Origin of the sequence: Mesorhizobium sp. M4A.F.Ca.ET.020.02.1.1, from assembly GCF_004022645.1 — a bacterium.
Taxonomy (GTDB): domain Bacteria; phylum Pseudomonadota; class Alphaproteobacteria; order Rhizobiales; family Rhizobiaceae; genus Mesorhizobium.
On the sequence record NZ_RZOI01000238.1, the window covers coordinates 1 to 7,695 of the forward strand.

The 7,695-nt window shown below is 65.2% G+C and carries 8 protein-coding genes; 4 read left to right on the top strand and 4 right to left on the bottom strand.

Translation table 11 applies throughout. The features are described from left to right. Positions 1-13: 13 nt before the first annotated feature. The 3 genes from EN742_RS16455 to EN742_RS16465 are packed head-to-tail and all read right to left on the bottom strand — an operon-like array spanning position 14 to position 2,636. Entirely contained in the window at positions 14-1,096 is a 1,083-nt protein-coding gene (locus tag EN742_RS16455) for an ABC transporter substrate-binding protein (RefSeq protein ID WP_126058014.1), read from the bottom strand. Between the two features lie 52 nt (positions 1,097-1,148). Next, entirely contained in the window at positions 1,149-1,814 is a 666-nt protein-coding gene (betI, locus tag EN742_RS16460) for a transcriptional regulator BetI (RefSeq protein ID WP_245455358.1), read from the bottom strand. A gap of 27 nt (positions 1,815-1,841) precedes the next feature. Further along, complete coding sequence (locus tag EN742_RS16465) at positions 1,842-2,636, bottom strand: methyltransferase domain-containing protein (protein WP_126058012.1); 795 nt, start codon at positions 2,634-2,636, stop codon at positions 1,842-1,844. A 198-nt stretch (positions 2,637-2,834) separates the two neighbouring features. Between EN742_RS16465 and EN742_RS16470 the strand changes: the two genes are divergently transcribed. From EN742_RS16470 to EN742_RS16485, 4 genes are read left to right on the top strand one after another with little or no spacing between them, the layout of a single operon-like run. After that, a complete protein-coding gene (locus tag EN742_RS16470; RefSeq protein ID WP_126058011.1) occupies positions 2,835-4,454 on the top strand; it encodes an NAD(P)/FAD-dependent oxidoreductase in 1,620 nt (539 codons plus the stop codon). Continuing rightward, positions 4,441-6,015: an NAD(P)/FAD-dependent oxidoreductase gene (locus EN742_RS16475; protein ID WP_126058010.1), complete on the top strand. Its 1,575-nt coding sequence runs from the start codon at positions 4,441-4,443 to the stop codon at positions 6,013-6,015. The genes EN742_RS16470 and EN742_RS16475 overlap by 14 nt, the downstream gene beginning before the upstream one ends. 2 nt (positions 6,016-6,017) lie before the next feature. Beyond that, the gene (locus tag EN742_RS16480; RefSeq protein ID WP_126058009.1) at positions 6,018-7,277 is read left to right on the top strand and encodes an aminomethyltransferase family protein; all 1,260 of its coding nucleotides are present in this window, start codon (positions 6,018-6,020) and stop codon (positions 7,275-7,277) included. Position 7,278: 1 nt separating this feature from the next. Next, complete coding sequence (locus tag EN742_RS16485) at positions 7,279-7,539, top strand: hypothetical protein (RefSeq protein WP_128333034.1); 261 nt, start codon at positions 7,279-7,281, stop codon at positions 7,537-7,539. 1 nt (position 7,540) lies between these two features. Here EN742_RS16485 and EN742_RS16490 read toward each other — a convergent pair. Beyond that, on the bottom strand, positions 7,541-7,695 hold a 155-nt coding region (locus EN742_RS16490), incomplete at its 5' end, for a membrane dipeptidase (RefSeq protein ID WP_189375375.1).

The window sequence follows — 7,695 nt, forward strand, 5'->3', positions numbered from 1 at the left end:
ACCAGAATCAGGCCTAATAGCCGGCTTTGATCTTCTCGAACTCGGCGATCATCTTGAGCTTCAGCTCGGAAGGCAGCGGCTGCTGGAACAGCGTCTTGTCGACCCACTTTTCCACATTGTCGTAGCCCTTTTCCTTCAGCACCGCCTGGTCGACACCGGCCATGCCCTTGGCGTTGGCCTGGCCGTAGCCCCAGTCCTTGACCAGAATGTTGGCGACCGAGGGATCGTTGACGGCATTTAGATAGTCATAGGCCTTGTCGACATTGCCCGGCGCATCCTTGAACAGCACATAGCCGCACACCCAGGTCGACATGCCCTCTTCGGTGTCCTTCCTGGACTTGATCGGCACGCCTGCGGCCTGTGACTGCACCGCCGCGTCGTTCCAGGCCCAGGCGAGATCCACCTCGCCGCCGGAGAGCAGCTGCACGATGTCGGTGGTGTCGGTCCAGTAGGAGCGCACGTTCTTGTGCACCTGGCGCAGGAAATCCGAGGCCTGCTTGAACTGGTCGTCCGTCATCTTGGTCCAGTCCTTGAGCCCGATGGCGAGGCTTGCCAGCGCATAGGCGTCGTCGACATTGTCGCCGATCGAGACCCGGCCCTTGAACTTCGGATCGGCGAAGGCCTTCAGCGACTGCACGTCCTTCTCGTCGATCTTTTCGGAATTGTAGGTGAGCTGGGTGTCGCCCCAGTCCCACGGCATGAACCAGGCCTTGCCGTCGGCTGTGGTAGCGAGATCCTTCATCGCCATGATGCCGGGATTGAGGTCCTTCCAGCCCATGATCTTCGACGTATCGAGCGGCTGCAGCAATCCGGCCTCGCGCCATTTCACCACGCTTTGCGAACAGGGATGGCCGAGATCGGCCTTGAAGCCGGAGCGCACCTTTTCGAAGGCCTCGTCCTCGTCGCCGAAGAAGGCGAAGGTCGGCGAGTCGCCATCCTTCTCGACATACTTCCCGTGGAAGCTTGGATCCTCATAGCCGGACCAGTCGAACACGATCAGGTCCTTGTCGGCGGCAACCGCCAGCGCCGCCGCGGAAGCGGCGAGCACACCGGTCAGTGCCAGGGTCAGCGTCAGGCGTCGGCTCAGGGTTCTCATTGCTGTTCCATCCTCCTTGTCTTTTCCGCCGGCTCGTCGGCCGGCCTTCTTCTCATGGGTAGTGCCTGGGAAATGCCGCCGCCAGGAACGCATTCGCCGCCTGCAGCGCGGTTTCGCGGGTGGTGTCCTCGGTGCCCATCATCAGCCGCAGCCAGAGCCCCTCGAGCATGCCGCTGAGCGCCAGCGCTATGACCTGGGGTTCATAGGTGTAGCCACCGCTCTCCTTGAGCTTCGCACAGAGATCGATGAAGACCTGCTGGTAGTAGTTGTCGCGCGAGCTGCTCAGCGCCTGGTAGGTCGGCCGCGACTTGGCCTCGCCCCAGAAGGCCAGCCATGCCGCGAGCTTGCGCTTGTTGCAGATCGAGCGGTCGAAGTCGGCCCACACCAGCAGCTGCAGCTGCCTTGCCGGATCATCGCCAGCCTTCTGCAGGGCCGCGCGCCAATGCGCCGAATATTCGTCATACATGTGCTGCAGCGTGGCGATCAGCAGCTTTTCCTTGCTCTCGAAATGGAAGTTGACGATGCCGCGCGACAGGCCGGCGCCATCGGCGACATCGGCCATCGTCGTCTCCGCGTAGCCGCGCTTGGCCAGCGAATCGATCGTCGCCTCGATCAGCTGCAGCTGCCTGACCTCCTTCGAGGCCTTGCGGCCGCGCTTTTCGGCGTCGCCCTTTCGCGACGGTTCGGGGAGAACCTTCCTGGCCTCTGCAGTCTTCATGAGCGTCACGGTCTCCAGCATCGCCGGCTATACCACCGGCTTCCAACCGCGCAGATGAGTGGGACGGTGCTCACCACTGTCAAGCACCTTCTGCATCGCCTCCCAGGTATGGATGTTCTTGTCGACATAGGCGGCACCCACCACGGCGGCGACAGGCCAATAAAGCGGCCCCTTGAGCCGCGCCAGCTCGTCGCGCGCCACTTCGCGATACCAGGGATTGCGGTCGCGCACGGCGATATCGGCGAAGCCCGCCAAGCGCATCGCCTGCGCATAGCGCGCCGGCGAGGCCATGGTGAAGGACAGGCCTTCGGCCGCGACATAGGCCTTCATCTCCGGCGACGGTTCGCCGTCATGCGCAATCATCCAGTTCGACGCGGCGAAGACGCCACCCTGCTTCAGCACGCGAAAGATCTCGGCGAACAACGCGTCCTTGTCGGGCACGTGCAGCAGCGCATCCTTGGAGAAGACGACATCGAAGGATGCGTCAGCGAAGGGAAGCGGACCGGGCGGCGCCTGGATGAAGCTGGTGCGCTCGCCGAGAGATCTCGCGGCCGCCCGTTGCCTGGCGGCCTCGATGACGGGTCCTTCGACATCGAAGCCGGTGGCATACGCCGCGCCGTGACGCTTGACCAGATGCAGCGTGATCCCGCCGGCGCCGCAGCCGATGTCGAGGATCGTCTTGCCCTTCAGCGACAGGCCTTCTACCACCCTGTCGACCTCCTCGGGTCCGCCCGGCGACAGATAGCCGTCGCCCCAGAGCGCCTCCAGGAAGCGAATGGCGGTGTCGTCGTACTCCGGCTCGGCGTCCGCCGTTTCGATCATCGGATCTCAACCCAAGATTTCGAAAGTGGCCAGTTCCAATTGCCCGCAAAGCCTAGCGCATAAACAGGAAAACGCAACACCATTTGTTGAACATTCATTCAAAATGGCTAGACAGAAATCCTTGATCCGTGCCAAATTCGACGCATCGGGGAACAGACCACACAAAAAGAAGGGCATCCGGATGGAGGTTGAGCGCACATGAAGGCGTGGGATGCGATCGTCATCGGAGGCGGCCACAACGGCCTGGTCAATGCCTGTTACCTGCAGCGCGCCGGGCTCGACGTGCTGGTCGTCGAGAAGAACGACTGGGTCGGGGGCGCCGCCACCAGCCGCGAGCTGACGCCAGGCTTCCTTTATTCCAACTGTTCCTACGTCTGTTCGCTGTTCCGGCCAGAGATCATGCGCGACCTGGAGCTGCCGCGCTTCGGGCTGCAGGTGATCTCCTATGAAGGCGGCGCGGTGTTCACACGCGACGGCGACTATCTCGCCAACTACCGCGACCATGACGCGCATCGCCGCGAGTTCGCCCGCTTTTCCAGGCGCGACGCGGAGGCCTATGACCGCTATTCGCGCGACGTGACGCGGCAATGCCGCTTCATCCAGCCGCTCTTGATGCGCACCGCGCCCGACCCGACCAGTTTCAAGCCGCGCGACCTCGGCGAAATGCTCTATCTGGGGAAAAAGTTCGCTGGCCTAACGGCCGAGGAGATGGCGCTGACCTTGCGCTTCTGGACGATGTCGATCTCGGACTTCCTCGACGAGTATTTCGAGACCGACGTCATCAAGGCTAACTTCGCGCTGTCCGGCATCATCGGCACCGCGCTCGGGCCGATGTCGCCGGGCACGGCCTACGTGCTGCTCCACCACTATATGGGCGAGGTCGACGGCTCGGTCGGCGCCTGGGGCTATGCGCGCGGCGGCATGGGCGCCGTCACCAAGGCGCTGGCCGCGTCCTTCAGGGCCTCCGGCGGCACCATCCGCACCGGCGCCGAGGTCGATCATGTGCTGGTCAGGAACGCCAAGGCCAAAGGCGTCGTGCTCGCCGGCGGCGAGGAGATCTACGGCAAGCTCGTCATCTCCAACGCCGACGTCAAGCGCACCTTCCTGAAGCTGATCGAGGAGAAGGAACTGCCCGACATCTTTCTGCGCCGTGTCAGGAACTTCAAGATCCGCGGCTCCTCCGGCAAGGTCAACATCGCGCTGGATTCGCTGCCCGAATTCCGGGCCCTGCCCAAGGATTCGCCGGTCTATCGCGCCGACATGCACTTCACCGATTCCATCGAGCGCATGGAGCGCGCCTATGACGACTGGAAGGCCGATCGCTGGTCGGCCGACCCCTTCCTCGACATGATGATCCCGACCACGCTCGACCCGACCATGGCGCCGCCGGGAAAACATTTCATGAGCTGCTTCGTGCAATACGCGCCGCCGAAGATTGACGGCCGCGACTGGACCGACGCCGACCGCGACGGCTTCGCCGAAAGCGTGATTTCGCAGATCGCCGCATACTCGCCCGGCTTCCGCGACCGCATCGTCCATATGGAGGTGCGCACGCCGCGCGAAATCGAGGCCGAGGTCGGCCTCACCGAAGGCAACATTTTCCAGGGCGAACTGACCTTCGACCAATTGCTGTTCAACCGCCCGGTGCCTGGCTACGCGCAATACCGCTCGCCGGTGGGCGGGCTCTATATGTGCGGCTCCTCCACCCATCCGGGCGGCGGCGTCATGGGCGCGCCCGGACGCAACGCCGCCGCCGAGATCCTGCGCGATCTCGCCAAGCCAACCTCACATATGAGCCCGGCCCATGACGTCATCTGAAGTGAATTGGGATGCCATCGTCATCGGCGGCGGCCACAACGGCCTCGTCGCCGCCGCCACGCTGGCGAAATCGGGCCGCAAGGTGCTGCTGCTCGAAGCAGGCAGTGATGTCGGCGGCGCCGCCCGCACCGAGGAATTCGCGCCCGGCTTTCGTGTCTCGGCGGTCGCCCACCTGCTCAACCGCCTGCATCCCGATGTGGTGAAGACGCTGGAGCTGGAGCGCCGCGGCCTCAAGGTCGAGCGCGCCGATATCGTGCCTTCGGTCGCGCTGTCGAAGGACGGCCCGCTGGTGCTGCACGGTGCCTATGGCGAGGTGCTGACCGGCGCCAGCCCCACCGAGCAATCCGCATGGAAGGAACTGCGCGCGCAGCTGCTTCGCTATGCCGGCGTGCTGAAGCCGTTCCTGTCGCGCCGGCCGCCGGATCTTGCCGGCATGTCGATCGCCGAGATGACCGGCCTCGGCCAGACCGCGCTGGCGCTGAAGCGGCTCGGCAAGGAGGACATGCGCGACTTCCTGCGCGTGCTTTTGATGAATGCTTACGACCTGCTCGACGAGCAGCTTTCGGACGACAGGCTGAAGGGCCTGCTCGCTTTCGACGCGACGCTCGGCTCCCATCTCGGCCCGCGCTCGCCGACCTCGCTGCTCGGTCTCTATTACCGGCTGGCCGGCGAGATCGGCGGCCTTGCCGGCGCGCAGATGCTGCCGAAAGGCGGCATGGGCGCCATCGTCGCCGCCATCCGCGCGGCGGCCGAGAGGGCAGGTGTGACGATCCGCCCGGCATCGCCGGTCGCCAAGGTCGTCGTCGAGAAGGGCCGCGCCGTCGGCGTCGTCACGCAAGGCGGCGAGACGCTGCGGGCAAAGACTGTCGTTTCCGCCATCAATCCGGCGACGACCATCCTCGATCTCGTCGGCCCGCGCGAGGTCGACACGGGCTTCGTGCGCAGGGTGAAGAACATCCGCATGAAGGGCGACGCGGCGAAGCTGCATCTGGCGCTCGACCAACCGCCGCAATTTTCCGGCGTCGGCGCTGCCGGCCACAAGGGTCGGTTGGTCATCGCGCCCTCGCCCGACCATGTCGAGCGCGCCTTCAACCCGTCGAAATATGGCGCGTTCTCGCCCGAGCCGGTGATGGAGATCACGCTGCCCAGCCTGGCCGATGCCTCGCTGGCACCCTCCGGCGCCTGCGTGCTCTCGGCCGTGGTGCAATATGCCCCCTATGCGCTGCGAGCGGGCTGGGCCGCCGGCAGGCCGCAATTCCTCAAGGCGATCATGGCACAGCTCGAGACCTACGCGCCGGGCATCGGCGCGACGGTGCGCCATGCCGAGCTTCTGACGCCTGCCGACATCGAGGCGCGCTACCGCATGCCCGGCGGCCACTGGCACCATGGCGAATTGCAGGCCGACCAGATGCTGGTGTCGCGGCCGGTCTCCGGCTGGTCGGGCTACGACACCCCGCTCGAAGGACTGTTCCTCGCCGGAGCCGGCTCGCACCCGGGCGGCGGCATCTCCGGCGCGCCCGGCCTCAACGCCGCGCGCCGCATCATCGCGATGAGGGCATGAGCATGGCGCAAGCAACCAGGAAGAAGCCCGTCGAGACCGAGGCCGATGCAGCGCTCGAAGCCCGCACCATCGCGCAATCACACTTCCGCACGCTGCGGCTGGGCACGCCCTTCCAGCCGCGCATCGACGCGCTGGGCTTGAAGCAGGAGTGGTACAGCTGGGCCGGCTATCGCGCCCCGCACTCGTTATGGGACGAGGAGCTCGAATATTTCGCCATCCGCAGCCAGGCGGCACTCTTCGACATCTCGCCGATGACGAAATACCGCATCGAGGGGCCGGACGCCGAAGCCTATCTCGACCGTGTCACGCTGCGCGACGTGACCAGGCTGAAGCCCGGCCGCGTCCACTACACCGCCTGGTGCGACGACGAAGGTTTTGTCCTCGACGACGGCACTTTGTTGCGGCTGTCGCCGACGCGCTTTCGCCTCTGCTCGCAGGAGCGGCATTTGCCCTGGCTGCTCGACAGCGCCATGGGCTACGAGGTCAACGTCGAGGAGGAGACCGAAGCCGTCGCCGGATTGGCGCTGCAAGGCCCGACCTCCTTCGCCATCCTGCGCGACGCCGGCTTTGCCGGTGTCGAGCGGCTGAAGGTTTTCGACCTCGCCGAGTTCGCGCATGACGGCGCCACCGTTACGATCTCGCGCACCGGCTTCACCGGCGATCTCGGCTACGAGCTGTTCGTGCCCGCCGACAAGGCGCTGAGCCTGTGGGACCGGCTGATGGCGGCGGGCGAACTGCGCGGCATCCGCGCCATCGGCTACACGGCGCTGAACCGCGCCCGGCTCGAAGCCGGCCTGATCGTCGCCAATGCCGACTTCACCACCGCCGAGCATGCCATTCGCGCCGACCGCCTGCGCATGCCGGACGAGGTCGGCCTCGGTTTCATGGTCGATCCCGAGAAGGGGCACTTCAACGGCCGACGTGCCATTTTCGAAGCGCGGACGAAGAGGAAGCTGCGCCTCGTGCTGGTCGGGCTGGAGATCGAGGGCAACATCCCGGCCGAGCATGCCATCGTCTACTATCGCAAGAGCCAGGAGGTCGGGCTGGTCAGCGCCGCCATGTGGTCGCCGATGGCCAAGCGCAACATCGCTCTCGCCTCGCTGCAGCGGCCTTATGGCGATACGATCGTCGACGACCTCTGGGTCGAGATCTACGCCATGCGCGAGCTGCAGTACCAGAAGCTGATGAAACGCGCGAAGGTGGTGCAGCGCCCCTTTATCAGGCTCGACCGTCGCACCGCCAGCCCGCCGGCGGATTTTTGACATGGCAAGCCAAGCGGACGACGACCTGGATGCGAAGACGGAAGCCGCCGAGCAGTGGCAGCTGGTCAACACGCCGCTCGGCGAAACATGGTCCGGCCGCAGCCGCTATGCGGCGGCGATGTTCTTCTTCAAGCGCGGAGAGATGAATGCCGAGACGCTCGAGGTCTACCGCATCTGCGCCCGCCTAGATCACGAAGACCCCTTGCCCCGCGATCGCGGCGTCGGCAAGGACTGGCTGAAGCGCATCGGCTGCGTGCTGTAACCTAACCTATCGTTCTCTCCAGCACGCTCAACCAGTTGCGATAAGCGATCTTCTCGATCAGCGCGCGCCCGAAGCCGCCTGCGGCCAGCGCATCGATCAGCTTGGGCAGGCCGGCGACATCGCCGATCACCGCCGGGATCATCGCGCCGTCGAAAT